At 37.0% G+C, this 21495-nt stretch carries 21 protein-coding genes and 1 riboswitch; of the genes, 9 read left to right on the plus strand and 12 right to left on the minus strand.

Going from position 1 to position 21495, the window contains the following annotated elements; genetic code table 11:
- Nucleotides 1-2: 2 nt before the first annotated feature.
- Nucleotides 3-1235: a mechanosensitive ion channel family protein gene (locus FS486_RS06200; protein WP_144510450.1), complete on the plus strand. Its 1233-nt coding sequence runs from the start codon at nt 3-5 to the stop codon at nt 1233-1235.
- A 563-nt stretch (nt 1236-1798) separates the two neighbouring features.
- A complete protein-coding gene (locus tag FS486_RS06205; protein WP_144510451.1) occupies nt 1799-2686 on the plus strand; it encodes a DUF2382 domain-containing protein in 888 nt (295 codons plus the stop codon).
- 354 nt (nt 2687-3040) lie between these two features.
- Here the strand turns inward: FS486_RS06205 and hpaB are convergent, their stop codons facing one another.
- Nucleotides 3041-4474: a 4-hydroxyphenylacetate 3-monooxygenase, oxygenase component gene (gene hpaB, locus FS486_RS06210; RefSeq protein WP_144510452.1), complete on the minus strand. Its 1434-nt coding sequence runs from the start codon at nt 4472-4474 to the stop codon at nt 3041-3043.
- 171 nt (nt 4475-4645) lie between these two features.
- Between hpaB and FS486_RS06215 the strand changes: the two genes are divergently transcribed.
- Nucleotides 4646-5305 (plus strand): Dph6-related ATP pyrophosphatase, encoded by a 660-nt coding sequence (locus FS486_RS06215; protein ID WP_144510453.1) that lies wholly within the window; start codon nt 4646-4648, stop codon nt 5303-5305.
- Between the two features lie 85 nt (nt 5306-5390).
- Here FS486_RS06215 and FS486_RS06220 read toward each other — a convergent pair whose 3' ends face one another.
- The 4 genes from FS486_RS06220 to FS486_RS06235 form a co-directional block, all read right to left on the minus strand.
- Nucleotides 5391-6275 (minus strand): sensor histidine kinase, encoded by an 885-nt coding sequence (locus FS486_RS06220; protein ID WP_144510454.1) that lies wholly within the window; start codon nt 6273-6275, stop codon nt 5391-5393.
- Between the two features lie 22 nt (nt 6276-6297).
- A complete protein-coding gene (locus FS486_RS06225) occupies nt 6298-7053 on the minus strand; it encodes an ABC transporter permease (protein ID WP_144510455.1) in 756 nt (251 codons plus the stop codon).
- Entirely contained in the window at nt 7046-7969 is a 924-nt protein-coding gene (locus tag FS486_RS06230; protein WP_144510456.1) for an ABC transporter ATP-binding protein, read from the minus strand. Before FS486_RS06230 ends, FS486_RS06225 begins: the two co-directional genes overlap by 8 nt.
- 80 nt (nt 7970-8049) lie before the next feature.
- Nucleotides 8050-8739, minus strand: coding sequence for a response regulator transcription factor (locus FS486_RS06235; RefSeq protein ID WP_144510457.1), 690 nt, complete (start codon nt 8737-8739; stop codon nt 8050-8052).
- 152 nt (nt 8740-8891) lie between these two features.
- Between FS486_RS06235 and FS486_RS06240 the strand changes: the two genes are divergently transcribed.
- The 3 genes from FS486_RS06240 to FS486_RS06250 are packed head-to-tail and all read left to right on the plus strand — an operon-like array spanning nt 8892 to nt 10722.
- A complete protein-coding gene (locus FS486_RS06240) occupies nt 8892-9659 on the plus strand; it encodes an isocitrate lyase/PEP mutase family protein (RefSeq protein ID WP_144510458.1) in 768 nt (255 codons plus the stop codon).
- Between the two features lie 29 nt (nt 9660-9688).
- Nucleotides 9689-10249: a bifunctional transcriptional activator/DNA repair enzyme AdaA gene (locus FS486_RS06245; protein WP_260858034.1), complete on the plus strand. Its 561-nt coding sequence runs from the start codon at nt 9689-9691 to the stop codon at nt 10247-10249.
- Nucleotides 10246-10722 carry a methylated-DNA--[protein]-cysteine S-methyltransferase gene (locus FS486_RS06250; RefSeq protein ID WP_144510459.1) on the plus strand — a complete coding sequence of 159 codons (477 nt, stop codon included), beginning with the start codon at nt 10246-10248 and terminating at the stop codon, nt 10720-10722. Before FS486_RS06245 ends, FS486_RS06250 begins: the two co-directional genes overlap by 4 nt.
- Nucleotides 10723-11175: 453 nt before the next feature.
- On the opposite strand, the gene FS486_RS06255 is transcribed toward FS486_RS06250, so the two are convergent.
- Nucleotides 11176-13236, minus strand: coding sequence for a bifunctional diguanylate cyclase/phosphodiesterase (locus FS486_RS06255; RefSeq protein ID WP_144510460.1), 2061 nt, complete (start codon nt 13234-13236; stop codon nt 11176-11178).
- A 149-nt stretch (nt 13237-13385) separates the two neighbouring features.
- The gene (locus FS486_RS06260) at nt 13386-14270 is read right to left on the minus strand and encodes an SDR family oxidoreductase (protein WP_144510611.1); all 885 of its coding nucleotides are present in this window, start codon (nt 14268-14270) and stop codon (nt 13386-13388) included.
- 188 nt (nt 14271-14458) lie between these two features.
- On the opposite strand from FS486_RS06260, the gene FS486_RS20085 reads away from it, so the two are divergent.
- Complete coding sequence (locus tag FS486_RS20085) at nt 14459-14632, plus strand: hypothetical protein (protein ID WP_186321377.1); 174 nt, start codon at nt 14459-14461, stop codon at nt 14630-14632.
- A gap of 122 nt (nt 14633-14754) precedes the next feature.
- On the opposite strand, the gene FS486_RS06265 is transcribed toward FS486_RS20085, so the two are convergent.
- Complete coding sequence (locus tag FS486_RS06265) at nt 14755-15513, minus strand: SDR family oxidoreductase (protein WP_144510461.1); 759 nt, start codon at nt 15511-15513, stop codon at nt 14755-14757.
- Between the two features lie 159 nt (nt 15514-15672).
- Here FS486_RS06265 and FS486_RS06270 point away from each other — a divergent pair, with 159 nt between their 5' ends.
- Nucleotides 15673-16272 carry a TetR/AcrR family transcriptional regulator gene (locus FS486_RS06270; RefSeq protein WP_144510462.1) on the plus strand — a complete coding sequence of 200 codons (600 nt, stop codon included), beginning with the start codon at nt 15673-15675 and terminating at the stop codon, nt 16270-16272.
- A 50-nt stretch (nt 16273-16322) separates the two neighbouring features.
- Here FS486_RS06270 and FS486_RS06275 read toward each other — a convergent pair whose 3' ends face one another.
- The 4 genes from FS486_RS06275 to FS486_RS06290 all read right to left on the minus strand — a co-directional run bounded on the left by FS486_RS06275 (nt 16323) and on the right by FS486_RS06290 (nt 20636).
- Entirely contained in the window at nt 16323-17513 is a 1191-nt protein-coding gene (locus FS486_RS06275) for a quaternary amine ABC transporter ATP-binding protein (protein WP_144510463.1), read from the minus strand.
- A complete protein-coding gene (locus FS486_RS06280; RefSeq protein WP_144510464.1) occupies nt 17510-18370 on the minus strand; it encodes an ABC transporter permease in 861 nt (286 codons plus the stop codon). The genes FS486_RS06275 and FS486_RS06280 overlap by 4 nt, the downstream gene beginning before the upstream one ends.
- A gap of 75 nt (nt 18371-18445) precedes the next feature.
- On the minus strand, nt 18446-19441 hold the full coding sequence (locus FS486_RS06285; protein WP_144510465.1) for an ABC transporter substrate-binding protein: 996 nt from the start codon (nt 19439-19441) through the stop codon (nt 18446-18448).
- Nucleotides 19442-19640: 199 nt separating this feature from the next.
- Nucleotides 19641-20636, minus strand: a complete 996-nt coding sequence (locus tag FS486_RS06290) for a 2-hydroxyacid dehydrogenase (RefSeq protein ID WP_144510612.1) — start codon at nt 20634-20636, stop codon at nt 19641-19643.
- A gap of 87 nt (nt 20637-20723) precedes the next feature.
- A riboswitch (TPP riboswitch) is annotated at nt 20724-20831 on the plus strand.
- Nucleotides 20832-20910: 79 nt separating this feature from the next.
- On the opposite strand from FS486_RS06290, the gene FS486_RS06295 reads away from it, so the two are divergent.
- Nucleotides 20911-21492 (plus strand): YkoF family thiamine/hydroxymethylpyrimidine-binding protein, encoded by a 582-nt coding sequence (locus FS486_RS06295; protein ID WP_144510466.1) that lies wholly within the window; start codon nt 20911-20913, stop codon nt 21490-21492.
- Nucleotides 21493-21495 lie beyond the last annotated feature (3 nt).

Here is a 21495-nt window from a genome sequence, read left to right on the forward strand (position 1 = left end):
ATATGGGTTATATTAGTAGCCTGCTTTTAAAATTTGGCGTAGATTCTACCTTAGCCCGATATCTGTCCATTCTTTTAATGGTTCTTTTAATAGTGATTATCTGTATTGTAGCTAATTTTATCACGAAAAAGGTAGTAATCAGGATAATCACTAAAATTGTGAATAACTCCAAATTCCAATGGGATAATATGCTGTTGGAACGGAAAGTTTTTCATAAACTCTCACATATAGTTCCACCAATTATAATTTACTACTTTGCTCCTACTTTTCCATCCTTTCAATATTTGATTGAAAAAGGGGCTGGCGCCTATTTAATAATTATGGGGTTAATCATTATTAATGGCTCCCTAAATGCAATGAACGATATTTATCAAACCTATGAAATATCTAAGACTAAACCTGTAAAAGGATATATTCAAGTAGTTAAAATTATGGTGATAACATTTGGAGTCATCATGACCATCGCGAATCTAATAGGGAAAAGCCCCCTGATTCTTCTAAGCGGAATTGGTGCTCTATCCGCCGTATTCATGTTGGTTTTTAGGGATTCTTTATTAGGCCTTGTTGCAGGGATTCAGTTGTCGACAAATGATATGGTGAAAGTTGGCGACTGGATTGAAATGCCTAAATATGGTGCAAACGGAGACATTATTGATATCTCACTAAATACGGTAAAGGTCCAAAACTTCGATAAAACGATTACGATGATTCCAAGCTATGCTCTAATATCCGATTCTTTTATTAATTGGCGAGGAATGCAAGCTTCTGGAGGGCGACGGATAAAGCGGTCGTTATTTATTGATACAAATAGTATTTCATTTTGTACGGAAGAGATGATTAGAGATTTTAAAAATATCCATTATCTATCGGACTATATTATCTCAAAAGAACGGGAAATTGCAGCGTACAATACCAAAAACAACATTAATAGTAGCAATCCAGTGAATGGAAGGGCTCTTACGAATATCGGTGTATTTAGGGCTTACATCAGCAATTACCTTCAGAATCATCCGGGGGTCAATCAAAAAATGGCTCTAATGGTTAGACAGTTAGCACCTAGTGAACATGGGTTACCAATGGAAATATATGCATTTACAAATGATATAACATGGGACATATACGAATCAGTTCAATCCGATATCTTTGACCATCTTTTCGCTGTGGCTCCTAAGTTTGGCATACAATTATTCCAAAGCCCATCTGGAAATGATTTAAAAATATTTGCAGATACATGAAGACGAGCTAGTACTGAAACAGTTAGTACTAGCTTGTCTTTTAAACTTCATCGGTATTTTTTGCTACAGATTACAAAAAGACTCTTTTTAATGAGATTAGAAACTTTTTATAATTTTTTTCAAAATTGAAGTATAAAAGTTAAATAGATTGACTATATTGTTAATAGATTACTAGCCACAAAAGGAGGAACGAAAATGATGAGTCCATTTGAGTTACCTGAGCAATTACCAGAAACATTAGAAGAAATGTTAATGTTACTATTACAAACAGTTACCGCATAGGAGAGATTTTAGATTATAAACATTACTTTGGAACATAGAAAAGTAGATACTTCTAGTAGTAGGAGTATCTACTTATTTATCTTATTACATATCTATATTCAATCAAGTTAGATTTCCCCCTTAACCCCCCATTCTCAAACGTTTTCACCAATTAGCCATTCTCTATTCTTCACCTAAAGTCTTGCCATCCCTCTTTCATTTTTTGTTTCATCCTAAAAGTGATTGGGTATTTTATTAATCAAGCAAGATAGTAAATCTAAAATAATAGGAGGAAGAACATAATGGCAGATAAAAAATATGTTGGATCATTCAGAACGGAACAGGAAGTATTGAACAAGATTAAAGAGTTGAAAAGTGAAGGTTATGTTGAAAATGATATTTACGTAGTTACTAATGACAAGGATTCCTTATCGATTGTTCGAGGTCAGACAGATGTGGATCTTGTTGCAGCTGATGGAAATTGGTTAGACAAGTTCATTGCTTTTATGAGTGGGGATGAACCTGTACGTGCGGCATTTCACGACATGGGTTTCAATGACGTAGAATCCCAGCGCTACTACAATGAGGTAAAAGACGGCTCCATCCTCCTTTATGTAGATAAAGATTATGGAACTATTTACGATAACAAACAGATTGATTTAGGTACTGGTTACACGGGTGCAAATATTGAGACATCCGATACCGCTTTCGTTGGGGATAAAACACAGGAAGAAAGTTTACGTCTTCATGAGGAGCGATTATCCATTGATAAAGAACGCCAACAAGCAGGGGAAGTGAACGTCGATAAATATGTTGTAGAAGAGGAAGAAATTGTGGAAGTCCCTGTTGAACGGGAAGAAGTATATATCGAAAGACGTGCTGTCGATGCAGAGACCGCAGCTGGAGAAGTGTTTGATGATGGAGAGAATATTCATATTCCCGTTATGGAAGAACGTGTAGAGGTAACAAAACGACCTGTCGTAAGCGAGGAAATCGTTGTAGGCAAGAAAAAAGTGAAAGATACGGAAACGGTTAGTGAGACTGTTCGTCGTGAACAAGCAGATATTCACCGTACAGATGGAATTTCAAATGTTTCTGATGCGACTCTAGAGAATAGCGCTTTGGATAATGACCCTTTAGAGGAAAATACATTAGGCCAGGACCGATTAGATAAACGCAATAAATTTTAAGGAATATCCATAGATAAACCGATGATAATTGTCCCAACCATTTTCAATGGTTGGGATTTTTGCATGAATAGAATTCTGAATCTCTTAAAACTTGTTAATCTCACTTTTTAAAAATTTTCTTCTCTTTTTAGGTATAAAAGATAAATAGATTGCTTATATTGTTAATAGAATAAGAGAATGAGGGAGGAAGAGAGATGAAAAATTCAGTAAGTTTACCAGAACAGTTGCCAGAAACATATGAAGAGTTATTGGTATTGCTATTAAACAAAGTTATTGCATAGGAGAGATTCTAGATTAATAATATTTCACATAACAATGGAAAAGTAGACGTTTCTACTAGAGAAGCGTCTACTCTCATTCCAATATCCGCTTCACCCGCTCAACAAAAGGCTTCTTATCATAGGCACGATACAATTGGCTTGCAATCCTCACTGGATCCCCGAAGAAAAATCGTTCATATAATGTTTGTCGTGTGCCGAAAGAACTCATCGTTAAATCCCATGCTAAGCGAAATAGTTTAACGCGATCTTCTGCATTGTCTGCTTTAGACTGTAAATATTGGTCTAAGTCTTTTCTAATTGGTGAATGGAAGGCATTTTCAGTTGGAATGGACATTAATCCACTTGCACCTAATAGTTGAATGATTTCTGCGAATCTTGGGTACACACGAGGAAATATATTAATGGCAACTTGCAGTGTCTGACAGTCGGGTCGCATAGCTCCCCATCTATCAGTTTCTGCTTCTGCTTCTGATTTTAAGAGTAATGCTTTCATTGTTTCTAACGCGATAATGACTTCCGTCGCCTTTTCCTGAACATGCTGGTACTGTCCAATATTAATCGTTTCAATGATGGATTCGACAATGCCTAAGACAAATTCTATTTTCACAATTTGTCTGGAAAGAACCTGATGCAGGGTGAATGCTTGAAAGGAACTGTTCACCATGAAACTATTAGAGACCTCTATATTGTCATAATAAAATACTCGTTCCCATGGAACCAATACATGATCAAATACAACAATACTATCCATTTCCTCATACCTTGAACTTAAAGGATAATTAAACGTAGAATCTCCACCTACAAAAGACTCCCTGCATATAAATTTCAGTCCTTTAGCATTGCTTGGGATTGAAAAAGCAAATGCCTTTTCTTCCTCCATAATCCCTCCTGCTGATATAACTAATATCTCATCAGTTATGCCACCTTGAGTAGCAAGTAATCTTGCCCCTTTCACAATGATTCCCTTATCATTCCTTTCAATTATCTTTGCAGCAATAGGTTCCTCTGTATCCTCAAAATAGATTTGTTCTCTATTTACTTGAGGATCGATAAATGTATGCGTCATCGATAAATCATTTTCTCGCGCATATCCATAGTACGAAAGTAGATTGTTTGGGAAGCAATTCTCTTTTCCTTCTAAAAATTGGGCAGATGATGCTAATGCCATGAGTGTTGTATTCATATAATCAGGACTTCTTCCCATCAACCCATGATTGGATCGAGCCCAATGTTGAACCATCGTACGTCTTTTAGCTAGATCATCTCTCGTTTTCGGTTGTAAAAATGACATACCTACTGGCTCCCCACTAGATGGGGATTGATAAGTCATAAATTCCTTCAAAGTTGCACTATGCTGCAGATCATACAACGCGGCTTGACTTTTCATAATACCCTTGAATGCAGGATGTTTGGATATTTCTTCGATTACAGGTTTACCATCTATCCATACAGCTGTTTTTAATCGATCTATTCGATCAATATATTGTTTTCCAGTTATTGCTGACATATACACACTCCCATATGGTACCAATGTCTACCTACTTCTTTAGTTGTAGCTTATTAAATTTGCCGTTTGATTGTTACAAAATAACTTCATGTGCGAGGTCTAAATAATGCATTTTTAGCTAGAATGTTTACACCTACTAAGGTACCTTATAAGTAAGAGGGGGATTCCTACATGAAAAATACAGATTTTGTTGCTTCCTGGAGTGGTGGTAAGGATTCGGCTTTAGCTTATTACAGAGCATTGAAATTAGGAATGATACCGAAAAAAGTACTAACGATGTTTGAAGAAGAGGGAGAGATCTCTAAGTCACATGCGCTTCCATTAGAGGTTGTACAAGCTCAAGTAGAGCGCCTTGGAGTACCGTTAATAACAATGGCAGCTAGCTGGGGTACATATGAAGAACAGTTTACCTATGCAATGGATGCCTGTAGAGCGGAAGGAATTACCCATGGAGTATTTGGCGATATAGATTTGGAAGGCCATTTGGAGTGGGTTCTAAAGACATGTGCAAAGTCAGATATTACCGCTGTTCATCCGCTTTGGCAAATGCCTAGAAAACAAGTAGTGGACCAGCTTCTAGAGGAAGAATTTGAAGCGTGGATTGTGGTTGTTAATACAAAGATGATGCCAGCATCGTATGTTGGCAAAAAATTGTCGAAAGAAATTGTCGAGGAGCTTGATCTCGCAGGTATTGATGCCTGTGGAGAGAATGGGGAGTTTCATACAATTGTAGTGGATGGACCGCTTTTTTCTTCACGTCTTCCGATTACATTGGAAAAGCCAGTGGAAAAAGGGGATTATGTGTTTACACGCGTGACTTTGGAGGGTTAATTCACGTAATCCCGTGTGTATACAATTATAGACTAAACAACAAAGATAGATACTTTAGTTTATCCAAGTATCTATCTTTGTTATTTCATTCAGATTTCCATTTACATATCATGACCAATTGGTGCTCTTTAAGTTCTCCTGATAGACTGCCATTCATTTTTAACATCAAGCTTTTAGCAATAGAAAGTCCTAACCCTGTACCTTTTCCCGTTCTCGTTTGATCAGCCTTGTAAAACCGATCAAACAGGTGGGCGACGTCGATTTCTAATAACTGTGGTGCAGGGTTACTGATAGTTAGCTGAACAAAATTAGCTAGTTGTTCTATACGCAACACTACATTTCCTTCTGAATGATGAATCGTATTGATGAGTAAATTTTCAATGACTCGTTTTACAGCTGAAACATCCGCTTTTATTTTAATATCCTGTTGAGGCAGCTCAATAATTGGTTCTATCCCTTTTTGACGAAATTCTTCGTAAAACCCGACTAATACTTCTAAAACTAAGTTGTTTAATGTTACCCGTTCTATTTTTAATGGATATTCTGTAGATTCCACAATAGAGAGCTCAAAAAAATCCTCGAGTAGCACTTTAAGCCTTAATGCTCCATTTTTCACGATTGCTGTATAGCTTGCTCTCTCCTTAGATGTGATATCTTCCAATTCCAAAAATTGAACATACCCTAAAATGGATGTCATCGGTGTACGTATATCATGTGAAATATTAGAAACTGCTTGTTTTAACTCGTTTTCAGTTCGCTTTTTTTCTGCATTTGCCGTATTTGTTAAATCGATTTGTTCATTAATCTCCTTTGCTAACTTTTCTATATCTTTATCGAAAAATGAAAGATTAATTTTCCTATTTTTTTGCTTTAGCTGATTCGTCATTTTCTTAATTTCTTTTTTTACGAAAAAAAGACGGGTAAATAAAAGTAGCACAATTACTATAGAAAGAATCGTTATATATAACAAGCTACCCACCCGCTTTTCTAAATTATTTTATTTCTTTCCTATGAAACACAAGACTACCCAATATCGCAAGTACCAAATAGGTTATGATTGGAACTATCGTTAATTTGAATAGTTCTCCATTTGACAGGTTAAACGCGCCGATGTCTATAAAAAGCTTGAATACCGAATGGTTAAAGATCAGTTCAATGAAAGAAAATTTTTGACTTAATGCATATAAAACACTGTCAAACAGGATGAAAAATAAGATAAGAAATCCAATTGTCTTACCACTATCCGTGAAAATAATGGAAATGAAAGCCATAATTGAAGCAAACGCAGCTGTATACAGAACAGTTAAACCAATTGCTCGAAGAAGATAACTTAATCCAGGCATATCATAAAATCCAGCAAAGACTGCTCCAACTCCGGTTAAAACAATAGGGAATATTAATGAAATAATTACAGCTCCAAGTGTGAATATAAGTAACTTCGCAAAATAAATACGGATTCTGCTATTACCAGAGGAGCCCATTATTTTCATCGTACCCATTGAATACTCACTGGAAATGAAGAAACCCGCTAGAATACAGGGAACAAGCTTTACAATGTAATTATTTCCTCCAAGACCTGTGTAGGCGAATAGTTCTTTCACTGAAACTAATTCTGTAATAGCTGCACTGTCATTATAAAAGATAAGCAGTGGATATAAAGCCGCTACCACAGCTAGGCCAATGACCAATGTCCAAAAAGAACGATCTTTACTTAACTTAAATAACTCGGATTTCACTAGATTATTCATATTGGTTACCCCCGATTCGGTTCATAAAATATGTTTCCAAATCCTCCCCCATCGGCATGAATTGCTCAATTATCAATCCTTCACTTGCAAGGCAGGTGGAAACTTTTCCAGGAGTATCTAAATAATCAAAGAGTTTAATCGTTTCATCTGGCATCACTTCAAATTTAGTCGTCGCTAGTTTGTTTTCTAGCAGAGCAGCAGCTTTTTCTATGTTATCCACTTTAATATGCAAATATTGCTGACATTTTTTATTGAGTTCTTCTACCGTTAGTTGCTCCAGTAACTCACCTTGATGAATAATTCCATAATGGGTCGCCAATAAGTGAAGTTCACTTAAGATATGGCTTGAAATCAAAATAGTAATGCCGTACTCTTGGTTTAACTTTTTTAATAGCTCTCGTATTTCTATTACACCCATTGGGTCTAACCCGTTAATTGGTTCATCCAAAATTAAAAACTCGGGGTCTCCTAGTAATGCTATACCAAGTCCAAGCCGTTGTTTCATGCCTAATGAAAAGTTCTTTGCTTTCTTTTTTCCGGTATCTTTTAGACCAACTAAAGCAAGTGTTTTTTGGATACATTCTTTACCCGGAATTCCCTTTAACAATCTGTGAGCTTCTAAATTTTCTGCTGCCGTCATTTGTGGGTATAGTGCAGGACCTTCGATAATAGTTCCAATTCGTTTTCTAGCTTCTATTAACTGCTGTTCATTGCTTTCCCCAAATAATTCAGTTGTGCCTGTTGTTGGGATAGCTAAACCAGTGACTATTCGAATAAGTGTTGACTTACCGGCTCCGTTTTGTCCGATAAATCCATAGATGGATCCTTTTTTAATAGATAAATTGACTTTATTTAAAGCAAGTTGATGCTTATATTGTTTCGATAATTGATTTGTTTGCAAAACATAGTCGCTCATATTTCCGCCTCCTTCATCTGATACTTTTTAGTATAGGAAGGAAAACATAAGAAAGGCTTAAGACGTTTCTTAAGAAAACCTTAAGTTTTTAATCGGTATCCCATACCCCAAATCGTTTCGATATATTCTTCGTTCGAATTGGCCTTCGCCAACTTGTTTCGAACATTGCTCATATGTACATTGATCGTATTATCATCTCCTCGAAACTCCTCTTTCCATACACTTTCAAATACATTGGCTTTTGTGAAAACCTTTTTTGGAGAAGATAATAATAGTTCTAAAATAGAATATTCCCGAGCTGTCAAGGACAGTATTTGGCCGTTCACTTGGACCAATTTCGCTTCTGTATCGATTGTTAAATCCTTATAACGAAGTTCTCTACGCTCGAATGTTTTCATCTTTTGATATCTCCTCAAATGCGAATCTATCCTTGCAGACACCTCTCCAATGTCAAAAGGCTTTGTTATATAATCATCCGCTCCTGTTCGCAATGCATCAATTTTTGTTTGTTGTTCTAACTTTGCAGAAATAATGATGATTGGACAGGATGTTTGCTCACTTATTTTTTCTAAAATTTCTTCTCCTGTCATCCCTGGAAGCATTAAATCCAATAGCATCATATCCCAGACTCTATCTTGGATATATAACATTGCTTCCGTTCCCGAATATGCCGGCTGTGCAATATAGCCACTTTTCCTAATAATATTACATAATAATTCATTTATATCATTATCATCTTCCACTACTAAAATATGAATTGGCTTTACCATACTTCCGCCACCTTTTATCACCTTTTTACTTAGCATACCATTTCATGCGATACCGAACATATTGATGTGATTTTCAGACTATAAGCGCAAGAAAAAGGACGAAATGAGTTGGGGAAACTTGTTAAGATGATTTCAAGGAGGTTGATATTAATATGAATAACTTAAAAAGATTCCATGAACTACACTTTTCATCTGAGCCATTATTTTTGGGAAATGCTTGGGATTTACTTTCGGCTTTAACGTTAGAAAAAGCTGGTTTTCAAGCAATAGGCACAACTAGTTGGGGAATTGCCAATTCACTCGGCTTAAAGGATGGAGAACTTGTCGATTTTGAACGGCATTTGCAAATTATTGAAACAATTGCTAGACACCTGTCTATTCCCGTATCCGCCGATATCGAAGCCGGTTATGGAGAAAACATCCAAACGATTGTGCAAAATGTTTTACGGACTGCAGACGTTGGAGTGGCGGGAATTAATATCGAAGACTCATTCAAACAGAAAGCTGGCTTGAGGGAGCTTTCATTTCAGTCTAAACTTTTATATGAAATAAGAATTGCTTTAGACAACGCTGGCTATAAGGAATTCTTCATTAATGCACGAATCGATACTTTTCTTCAAAAGGACAACCCTCTTTCGGAAACAATAGAACGAGGGAAAGCTTATGTAGAAAGTGGAGCAAGCGGAATTTTCGTTCCTGGTGTAACTTTGGATAATGATATTAGAGAAATTACATATGAAGTAAAAGCTCCGCTAAATGTTTTATCTTTACCTGGCTTGACGAATTGTAATAAGCTTAAAGCATTAGGCGTACAAAGATTTAGTTTTGGAAATGCTTTATCAGACAAAGTCATTGATTTTATGGAAAAAGATGCGAAACAATTGTTTTTATTAAAAGATACAGCTCACTTGTATACGTGATAAATTAAAAAACAGGAAGGGGTGTTACAATGACAATCAGTCTTTCTTTTGAAGAAATGTGGCAAAAAATAATTGCTTGTGATCAAACGTATGATGGATTATTTTTTACTGCGGTAAAAACGACGAAAATATATTGTCGCCCTTCCTGTCGTTCTAGAAAACCTAAAAAACAAAATGTCATGTTCTTTCCCGACAAAGAAAGTGTGGAAAGAGCTGGGTTTCGTGCATGTAAAAGATGCAAACCCGAAGAGAAGCATTCTCCAAATACCGAGCTTGTTCAAAATGTCATTGCTTTTTTAGTTAATCATTCTGGTGAAAAACTCGCATTGCAAAATATCGCTGAACATATCGGTATTAGCCCATTTTATTTAGAAAGGCTCTTTAAACAAGAAACTACCCAAACCCCCCGTGAATTTTTAGAAAAGATCAGGATTGATAAAGCTGCTCATTTGTTGAAGCATACGAATAAAACCAATCTGGAAATATGTTACGAAGTTGGCTTTCAAAGTACCTCCAATTTTTATCAAGCATTTTCCCGTTTGCAAAATTGTACACCGAGTAATTATCGAAAGCTGGAGGCTGAAAAATGAGTAAACTATTTCAAGTAGATTATCCCACTCCAATTGGGGTTTTAGAGATTATCGGTACAAATGAGGCAATTACTTCCATAATGTTTGCCGAACAGGATGTTGTTTCATATCAGTTGAACGAGGAAACCCCTGCCCTACTTAGAAATTGTTATTTCCAAATGGATGAGTATTTTAAAGGGGAGCGTCAAACGTTTTCTTTTGCTTACACTAGTACAGGTACAGAGTTTCAAAAAAGTGTATGGAATGCATTGACCACTATCTCTTATGCAAAAACCGGATCTTACAAAGATATCGCTAGTACGATTGGAAATGAAAAAGCCATTCGCGCTGTCGGAAGTGCAAATGGCAAAAATAAGCTCAGCATTGTCATACCTTGTCACCGCATCATCGGCTCAAACGGAAAATTGACCGGTTATGCAGGTGGATTATGGAGAAAAGAATGGCTGTTAAAGCATGAGCAGAGTTTTAAGTAATAAGAATTATATTTGATAACTCTAGAAAAGCGCAAGAAGTACCCTTTAAAATCAAAACCTGTATCTATCGTTTTTAAAGAGCTTTGGATAGACTTTTGCTATATTATAACCGATTTTTTTAAAGAGATGCTGCTCATGATGAACGTCATGAGCAGCATCTCTTTTCTCGGTAATCCTATGGCGGCTGTCCGTCGCTTCTTGTACAACTTTAAAACCTGCTTTAGTACATATTTGTAAAACGAATGAAAAGATACTTACTAATTCATAAAGTGGGCTCTCGAAAATACAATTTTGTTCGCTATTTCGCTACTTCATTTGAAAAAATGCTAACTATTTCTTTGAAATTCTACCACTAATAATAGCTTCCAACATTAAACAACTAATACAGGACATTATTATCCCTACATTAACTTAGAATAATCTAATTGTCTTAGCTACAAGCCACAGTTTAAGCTAGTTGATTATTTTAAATGAACTATTAAAAGCATTAAACCAAAGTGAAATCTCTAACACATTCAATGGTTTTGCAAAATAATAACCCTGTATAATCGGATTCACACAAGCAGTCGCTAAAAAGTCTACTTGTTCCTTTGTTTCAACCCCTTCAAAAACAATAGCCAAATCTAAAGATTGTCCTAATGCAATAATTGCTTGAACGATGGATGAGTCTTTATCTGATTTTGGAATACCATCAATAAAGGACTTATCTATTTTTAAAGTGGATATAGGCATTTGTTTTAAATAGGAAAGGGAGGAAACGCCTGTCCCAAAGTCGTCTAGTGCCACAGAAAAACCTTCTAGGCGGAAGTTATTTACCGCCCTCATTGCTTCCTCTATATTTTTTACAAAAGTAGTCTCCGTTATTTCAAGTTCTAAATGTTTAGGCTCTAGTTTATGATTGTTTAATGTTCGTTTTAATACTTTCATTAAGCGAGTTGAAGTAACATATTGACCAGGAATATTGATTGCTACTTGTTGAAACGGAACTCCTTCTAGATTCCAAACAGAAATTTGTCGACATACTCTTTCAATAATCCAATCTGTAACCTCTATCATGCGTTCGTTCTCTTCTAAAATTGGAATAAATACTCCAGGTGACAACATGCCATATGTAGGATGGTTCCATCTTAGCAATGATTCAAATCCTATTACTTCATTGGTGCGCATATCAACTTTAGGTTGATAGACAAGGAAGAGTTCATCCTCCTTCATTGCTCGTAAAACATCATCTGCAATCTCTCGTTCAAAAGTATACGTATGGATCGATGGATCATAATACACTATCTCATAGTTAAAATGAATGGATGGGTAATTTAAAACAGCTAGTGCATTTGCATAAATCTTGGATGATTCATCTAGATTAAGTGCATTAGACACTGCGCACACTGCCGAAATAGTTACTTCTTTACCACGAATAACAATTGGCTTTCGCAGTATTTCCTCTACCCTCATCATTGCTTCATGAAATTGGTTCGCTTCCCCCATGTCTCTTGTCAAAAATGCAAATCTATTTCCTTCAATTCGGTAAAGTTCTGTCATGGGAGATGTCACCGATTTCAATAAAGTAGCAATTTGTTGAATAACCTCATCGCCAAATTGATAATCATATTCTCTGTTTAGATGCTCCAAATCATGTAAATGCCAAATAGCTAAATACTCAGGGAAAATCGGTTGTTTTAACTTTTGTTCAAACAACCGACGATTTGGTAATTTAGTTAAAGCATCGTAGTAATTGACCTGATACTCTACATAGCGATCTACTAGACTCGATAATAGTAAGAACCCTAGCAGTATCGCCATGCCAATTGCCACACTAATCCCCAATCCATACATCTCCGTCATATGCATATGTCGGGAAACGGGGATGAAATCTAACGGAACGTAAAATGTTAATGCCGCCATCCCTGTGTAATGCATGCTAGAAATAGCTAGTCCCATTACCATGGAGGTCAATAGTTGAATAAAGCGATTTACCATATAGCGTTGTAAGGCAGAAAAAATATAAATAGCTATTAAAGAGACAACAACTGCAATAACAATGGATGTTGCAAAAAGTAATTTATCGTAAGTGTAAATTATATCCATTTTCATGGCGTACATACCTATATAATGCATAGATGAAATGCCAATTCCCATTGCAAAACCAGCAATTGAGTATGACCAGAACGTTCTCTTTGGAAGATTAGCTAAATAAAATGCAAGAAATGATGCAAGCATTGCCGGAAGTATAGAAAATATAGTTAACAACTTGTTATAACTCATTTCCAGCGGTAAGGAAAATGCGCTCATTCCAACAAAATGCATGGACCATATTCCAAAGCCCATCGCTAAAGAGGCTAACATAAGCCAAAAATTACGGTTGAAAAAACTATTTTTATTTGCTCGCTCATTCATAGATAAAGCTGTGTACGATGCAACAACTGCAATAATAATAGACAGTAATACTATAGGAATGGAATACTCTCCATCTAACTCAGTAAAATTGGTACTTGAAGGTTTATTAAACACGTTCACACTCTTCTCCCCATATATTTTTGTCTGTAAAACTATAACATGTAATTCACTTTTTATAGTGATAGTATGTGACAAAAAAAGCAAACTACTAAAAGAATATCCTCTTTTAGTAGTTTATTTAAACATTGATCTTTTACAATAAGAAGATCCTATGAAGCCGTAAATTGTCCACCGTTCACATGAAGCGTCTGTCCTGTTACAAAACGCGAGTCATCCGAGGCAAGATACACAAAGGTTGGAGCAACTTCAAACGGCTGACCTTGGCGTTCCATTGGGTTACCTGCTTGCGTCACTTCATCTGCTGAGAAGCTAGAAGGGATAAGAGGCGTCCATATTCGTCCCGGGGCAATAGCGTTGACTCTAATACCTTTTCTAACCAAACTATTTGCTAGTGCTCGTGTAAACCCAATAATTGCACCTTTTGTTGCAGTATAATCGATTAATTGTTCATTGCCATCAAACGTTACGACGGAGGATGTATTAATAATAGAACTTCCTGCTTTTAAATATGGTAATGCAGCTCGAGTTGTATAAAAGTGAGAATAGATATTTACTTTAAATGTATCATCGAATTGCTCATCGGAGATATCAAGCAAGCTTAGTTGTTGAAATTGGATTTCCACATGATTACATAGAACATCTAGCTGTCCAAATATGCGGATGGTCCCCTCCACTATGTCGATACATTGCTTTTTTTCTCGTAAGTCACCCGGTAATAATAAGCAACGTTTACCCAATTCTTCTATCCTCTTTTTCGTGCGGTTTGCATCCTCGTGTTCGTCTAAATAGGATATAGCAATATCTGCCCCTTCTTTTGCAAAGGCAATTGCCGCTGCCGCTCCCATTCCGCTGTCACCACCAGTGATAAGCGCTACTTTTCCTTTTAACTTTCCACTTCCTTGATAATGCGGATTTTCAATAATTGGACGCGGATCCATCAAGCTTTCCACACCTGGCTGTCGCAATTGGCGTTGTTCCGGCACGGTAATCGGAACGTCTTCATATCTTGTGATCTTCCCGTAATTCGGATACATCGGATAGTTTTGATTGTGATTATTTTTGTTCGTCACGGCTATCCTCCTAAAAATCAATTATCGGGTTATTCTATGTAACGATTACTAGTAAGGTGATTCATTTTAACTTATCATTAAATACCGTTCCTCCTGCGGTGGGTGTTGAATAGGTTAAATTAAATAATAACTTAAATAGGAGGATCTGCAATTTGCAAAATGTAATAGTAAATTACCAAGCTGAAATATTACTGATCAATCATTCCCAAGAAAAAGTAAAAGTATTGTACGACTCGAATGCATCTCCATTTCTGCTTCCTAAAATTGGAGTTCGTCCACCCTTTTACTATCATCCTCGATATGAAAAGTACTATCCTATTATATAGAAGGCGAAAATCGAGCTACTTCCCTATGTAGTAATCCTTACAGAGAAAACGATTTCCAACTAAACGATGAAGCTAAAAGTAAAAACGATCTTTCTCCGATTTGAAGAAAGATCGTTTTTTTATTAATAGGCAGTCCAGCCAGCGTCAGCTGTTATTACCGTTCCATTTACAAAACTAGATTCATCTGAAGCAAGGAACAATGCAACCTTTGCAATTTCTTCAGCTTTCCCTGTGCGCGGATTAAGGGCAAGTCCTGCTTGTGTACGTCCAATACCAAACGCATTGATATTTGTCATCGAAGAACCGATATTTGTTTCTACACCACCAGGTGCAATCGCATTGCATCTGATGCCTTGTGGTGCATACATAAATCCTGTATTTTTCGTAAATCCAACTACTGCATGTTTAGAAGCAGTGTACGTTGCACCTGCACGTGCACCATATAATCCACCAGCTGATGCGACATTCACAATAACACCCTGTTGTTTTTCTAAGAAAATCGGCATTACTTTACGTGTGGCACGCATAACACTCGTTGTATTTACCGCAAAGACCAGTTCCCATTTATCGTCCTCTATATCTCCAGCAGCTTCAAAATTGTCCATAATACCAGCATTATTTACAAGAATATCAACAGTACCATAAGTACTAACCGTTGTATCTATAAGATTTTGAATATCTTCTTCTTTTGCAACATTTGCTACAACAGCAATTGCTTCTCCGCCATTTGCAATAATTTCTTCTACAGTTAAGTTGGCAGAAGCTTCGTTTAAATCGGAAACTACAACTTTTGCTCCTTCTTTTCCATATAGGGCAGCAATTGCTTTCCCCATTCCTGATCCTGCACCTGTGACGACCGCTACTTTGTCTTGAAGTTTCATGTTCATCTCCACCCTCTCATTTTTGTACAAATACTTATCAGTTTTATTAAACAGAAGTACAATAAGTTTTATCTATGTATAGTATAATCAATCTACATAATGCCATTCAATCAGCAAAGGGATCAATTATTGTTCCCTAATATACAATGGGGGTTCAATATGTCTACTAAGTCTTTTCATCCGGATAGAAGAATTAGAAAATCGAAAGCAGCTTTGAAAGAATCTCTTATTTCCTTAATGAAAGAAAAAGACTTCAAAGATGTTTCCATTACGGATATTGTGCAAACCGCTGATTTAAATCGTGGAACATTTTATAAACATTTTCAATATAAAGAAGAGCTACTAGAAGAAGTTATTGACGATGTGATTAAGGATCTAATAGATTCTTATCGGGAACCGTATCAAGGAGTAGAGGCTTTTTCTGTCAGCAAATTAACCTCATCTACTATAAAAATATTTGATCATGTTGCAAAGTATACAAATTTTTATTCCCTATTAGTTAAATCGAATGTGCTATTTGGACTACAAAACAGAATATGTAATGAATTAAAAAAGCTCGTATTACAGGATTTAGCTAATAACCCATTGCACAGTAATATAAATGCAGATCTACTTGCAAGCTACCAAGCCCATGCCATATGGGGAATGATAAGTGAATGGATTCAAAGTGGCTTTACATACTCTTCAGCTTATATGGCCGAACAATTATTAGCTATTCTCCATTCCATCCATTCTAAAAACGCAAATAGAATTACATAGAAAAACTCCCGAATCAGATGCTATAACATAGATCAATTCGGGAGTTTCTTTTATTCTTCTATATTATCACTTATCAAACTGGCTAATACATGTACTCTTAGGATTATTCCTTTTATCGTTAAGTCTTCGTCCGTGACGACAATCGGATATTTGGAGTCAAGAACAAATGGAATAATATCTTGCACATACTCATCTGGTCGAACTGTTTTCACTTCTGTAGACATCACTTCTTGTAATGTCTTCTTTTGTTTAATACCATCGATTGCTTGGTCAATTGTGACAATTCCTTGTAACTGGCGTTTACGATCCGTTACAAAAGCACTTGAAATACCATTTTCTCTCATTACTTGAGTTGCAACATTTAGACCATCTTTTAGCGACACTAACCCATAGGGCTTCGTCATAATATGTTCAGCCTGCAAAATTTTAGAACGATCAATATCTCGAATAAACTCTGAAATATAATTGCTTGCTGGCTTGTCTAATATTTCTTCTGGTGTGCCGATTTGCTCTACCTTCCCATTTTTCATGACGGCTACACGATCCCCAATTTTAAATGCCTCATTGACATCGTGAGTAATAAAAATAATCGTTTTTTGAAGACGGTTTTGTATATCGAGTAACTCCAGCTGCATTTCGCGTCGGATTAATGGATCAAGGGCACTAAAAGGTTCATCCATAAGGAGAATGTCTGGATCGTTTGCTAAAGCTCTAGCAATGCCTACTCGCTGTCTCATTCCTCCAGACAATTCATCCGGATATTGGTTTTCGTATCCTTTAAGTCCTACCGTCTCCAAATGCTTTTGAGCGATTGCTTGGCGTTCGGCTTTGGACATGCCACGTACTTCAAGACCATATTCAATGTTTTCAAGAACGGTCCGATGACTAAATAAACCAAAATGTTGAAACACCATCGCAATCTTTTTCTGACGATAAAATTTAAGCTGTGTATTATTGTAATCTACAACGTTTTCCCCATCTACGTAAATGGCTCCAGAAGTAGGGCGGTTCAATAGATTTAAACAACGAATCAACGTAGACTTCCCGCTACCGGAGAGTCCCATAATAACAAATGTTTCGCCTTCCATAATTTCCATCGAAGCATTATATACACCAACAGTATGTCCTGTTTTAGCTAAAATTTCTTCCTTTTCGACACCATTTTCAATCATTGGAATCACTTTTTTAGGTCTCGGTCCAAAAATTTTCGATACATTTTCAATTTTTAGTTTCACTGTCATGCGGCATCCCTCCTATGTTTCTGAAGGCGCTTCGCAATTCCTCCGGTAATTCGATCAATAATAATAGCTAAGAAAACGATACTGATACCCGCTTCAAAACCTAAAGAAATATCAATTCGATTAATCGCATAAAGCACTCGTTCCCCTAGTCCTTGTGCTCCTACCATCGATCCAACAACTGCCATAGCAAGTGCCATCATCGTTGTTTGATTTATGCCCGCCATAATCGTTGGTAAAGCTTGAGGCAACTGGACTTTCATAAGCATCTGTCCTGTCGATGAACCAAATGACTGGGCAGACTCTACCACTTCATCATCCACATTACGAATCCCTAACTCTGTCAAACGTATGACAGGAGGCAATGCATAGATAATCGTCGCAATCACAGCTGGTACATTCCCCAATGGAAAGAAGAAAATTACCGGAATTAGATAAACAAAACTTGGCATTGTTTGCATAGCATCAAGTATTGGGCGCATAATTGTCGACATCACTTTGCTAAATGCCATTCCAATACCTAATGGGATACCGATTACAAGCGATAATATCACGGAGATTAATACAATCGAAATAGTAGTCATCGTTTCCGGCCACAAATCGAAAGTCCCTATAAGGAAAATGAAAAAGGAAAATAGAAGTCCACCGTACAGATTAGTAAAATACCATCCCAATAAAAATAGGATAATAATGAGTAACCACCAAGGAATCGCTAGAAGTCCTGCCTCCAGCCCCTTAATCAGGGTGGATGAAATTACAAAAATAAAATCAAAAAATGCATCAAAGTGTAATGCTAAGAAATCGATAAACTTTTCTACGCCATCTCCAATTGGTATTCGGACATTAGGAAATTCTTTCATAAATAGTGGACTGTATCAGTTGAACAGTCGCATTCACCTCACTTTTCTTGGTTAGATTATTTCGAACACGAACCATTATTTCAAAGCTGCTTTCACTTTTTCTGCAACTTCATCGGATACCCATGATGTCCAAATATCTTCATGTTCTTTCATCCACCAATGTGCGGCTTCTTCTGCATCTGCTTCATTTTCATTCATATAATTGAGTGCTTCCTCTGTTAATGCATTACTAGTTGAGTATTTACTTAAAAAATCAACCACGTCTTTTGCTTGAGTGGGTAAGTCTTTATGTACTGCGATTACTACATCGTTTGGAGGAAATTCGGTTCCTTTCGACTCTTTCCAAGTAGCTTCATCGTATGGATTATCCTCAAGTAAAGTTAAATCATAGCTAGCTGTAACCCATGTCGGTGACCAATAATATCCTACCCATGGCGTCCCTTTTTTGTATGCTCCGGCTAAATCTGCAACAATAGCTGAATCGGAACCTGGTGCCAAATAGTTATATTGTTCATCAAGGCCATATGTTTTAAGTTTCGTGTCCAAGTGTTCACTAATGATCCAACTAGACGGAGCACCGACAATTCGTCCTTTGCTTTTGTCTTCTGGATCTTGGAAAACCTCTGGATACTTCTCTAAGTCTTGGACAGTTTTCAAATCAGGAGCAACTGCTTCAATACCTCGTTCTGCGTCTCCTTTTATCACGTAAGTGGGAACGTATAATCCTTGTGAGTTATCATCGAAGTTTGTAGCCACCTTAATAATATTCCCGCTTTCAATTGCTTTTTCATAGACTTCTTTAATATTATCCGACCATACCTCCATATAGACATTGATGTCTCCCTTTTCAAGGGCTTGCATTGTTGTGGCGGTAGTTCCGGTAGTAACCTCCGTTTTATAGCCATATCCTTCTTCCACGATCAACTGAGCAATGCTATTATGGACACGAATACTATCCCATCCCGCATCCGCAAATTTAATCGTCTCAATACTGTCTGTACTTGCTGGCTCACTACATGCCGCTAATACTAAAATGGTGCATAGTGAAATAAACAACATCAATTTCCTCATAAATTTCTACCCCATTCTCTCTTTTTCTAAATTAGACGTATAGTCCTATTCTTCCTTTTTATACCCTATTTTGATAATTTCAAACCTACGAAATTATCAACCAACGGACTGTCGAATACCAGAGATTAATAATTAATCTCTTAAATTGAAAAACAGACTCAAAGCAATAAAAATTAGCTTTGAATCTGTTAATTAGAAATTAAACTATTCTATTTTTGGGCTCCTTTTCTTCTAAAACCGCTTCAATAGCCTCTGCATTCATTTGCATCATTGCCATGCGCGTGCGAATACTTGCACTACCTATATGAGGAAGCACTGTCACATTTGGCAATGTAAGAAGTGGGTGATCCATCGGGACAGGTTCAACTTCAAATACGTCTAGTCCGGCAGCCCATATTTTATTTGTCGTTAACGCTTCGTATAGTGCCTGTTCATCTATAATCCCACCACGTGCAACGTTAATAATTGAAGCCGTTTCTTTCATCAAACCTAGCTCGCGTTCACCGATTAATCCCTTCGTTTCTGCGGTTAGAGGAGTCAGTAACACGATGAAGTCCGATTCTTGGAGAAGGGTGTCTAGCTCTGCATAGCTAAATCCAAATTCCTCTTCCGCTTCTTTTTTACGAGTACGATTATGATATAAAACATTCATATTAAAACCTTTTGCTCTTCTTGCTACAGCTTCACCGATTCGCCCCATGCCAATGATTCCAAGAGTTGCACCGAAAACATCCATGCCAGTCAGCCCCATCGGTGTCCATGATTTCCACTTTCCTGCACGGAGGTCACGTTCTGATTCTGTGACACGACGGGCAGTGGCTAATAATAACGCAAATGTAAGGTCTGCAGTTGTTTCCGTTAGCACACCAGGTGTATTTGTTACAATTATTCCTCGCTCTTTTGCCGCTCCAGTATCTATGTTATTGTAGCCTACCGCCAAATTACTAATTACTTTTAAGTTTGGTAAACTTTCAATTAGTTCTCTATCTATTTTGTCGGAAAGAACCGTCCAAAGTGCATGTGCATCTTTTGCTTCTTTTTTTAACTCTTCATAGGTCATTGGAATTTCTTCACTATGCCACATTTTAACATTGAACTTCTCTTTAAGTTGCTTTACTACTTCGTCTGGTAGCTTTCGTGTTATAAAAACTGTTTGCAAATCTATAACCTCCAAATATTCTGATAGATTAAGCATGGACGAAAGAACGAAATTTTGCAACTGCATTTACAACTTAAGATTGCTAGGTTATACTTGGGGCACATTTAAAAAACTACATACCGTTTTCTGCACTAGGGGTGCCCACTTTGGCTGTGATGAGAGCTTTTTAGCTCCGATCCCTTATTACTCGATCAGGATAATACCTGCGTGAGGAAGTGCGGTGACTTTCCGAATTTTTGTAATGGATAAGTGGCTGCATCTTCACGGATGTAGTCTTTTTTTATGAAAATTTTTCGGGAGGTTTTTTATTATGCAATGCGGTTTAAGCCCTATCGTCGGATTTCGTTTTTCGTTACATCCGATGACCAATGATTTTATTTCGGTGATTAAAGGAGCACTTGAAGAAACAGATACATCGAATGTATGGATGCATACGGATGACGTATCGACAGTAATTCGCGGCAAGCAGGTGCATGTGTTTAATGTGGCAAAGGCACTCACTTTGCACGCTGCTAAAACCGGTGTGCATGTTGCTTTATCGGGTACTTTTTCTGCCGGCTGTCCTGGAGACTCTGCAGGGGACGTGTATTTAGATAAAGGAGATGAAATCGCAAATCATGACACAACGAAGCAATACGTATCTTCCCAATTTGCCCTTTATCCAATGAATAACCCCAATTATATGGATGTTATTTATCGAGAGGTTGACCGTGCAAAAGAACGCGGTGTTTTCAATGATTCCATGCATTATGCAAGTGGCATTCACGGGGATATCCATGATGTATTTGCTTTTTACGAGGAGGCATTTACACATGCCCGCTCAGAGGAATATAAACATCTAGTGATGACCGTTTCGATGAGTATTAATAGTCCTTCGCACGGAGGTCTTTAATAT

Origin of the sequence: Bacillus sp. FJAT-22090, assembly GCF_007676755.1 — a bacterium.
Taxonomy (GTDB): Bacteria; Bacillota; Bacilli; order Bacillales_A; family Planococcaceae; genus Psychrobacillus.